This window comes from Paraburkholderia sp. J11-2 (genome assembly GCF_905220185.1).
Lineage (GTDB): Bacteria > Pseudomonadota > Gammaproteobacteria > Burkholderiales > Burkholderiaceae > Paraburkholderia.
On record NZ_CAJMYY010000134.1, the window covers coordinates 1 to 349 of the forward strand.

The 349-nt window shown below is 66.2% G+C and carries 1 protein-coding gene; it reads right to left on the reverse strand.

Translation table 11 applies throughout. The features are described 5' to 3' along the window. Positions 1–349 (reverse strand): LysR substrate-binding domain-containing protein (locus U5A57_RS41495; RefSeq protein ID WP_321918136.1); only part of this gene is annotated, 349 nt, incomplete at both ends.

The following is a 349-nucleotide window of genomic DNA, read 5'->3' on the forward strand; positions in this document are numbered from 1 at the left end:
CGTCTGCTGCTTTGTCCGGTTGCTCCGCCGCGCGCTGGAAGCGACGGCTGCGTCGGCGTGGGCCTCGCAGATCTCCATTGCCCGTGCCAATGCGGGAGACAGCGTTGCACGCAGATGCGCGAGCAAGGTGCGCACCTTGGCGTCGAGGTAGCGCCGCGAAGGATAGACGGCATAGACCGTGAACGGACGCAGATGGATCTGCGGGAGAACGCGCCTGAGCTTGCCACTCGCGAGATCGTCAGCCACCGAATAGGTGGCAAGCGTGCCAATGCCCGCTCCGGCCAGAATCGCCGCCCGCAACGCCTCGGGCGAGTTTGCCCGGAACGGCGTGCGCGTAATCGTCCAGACA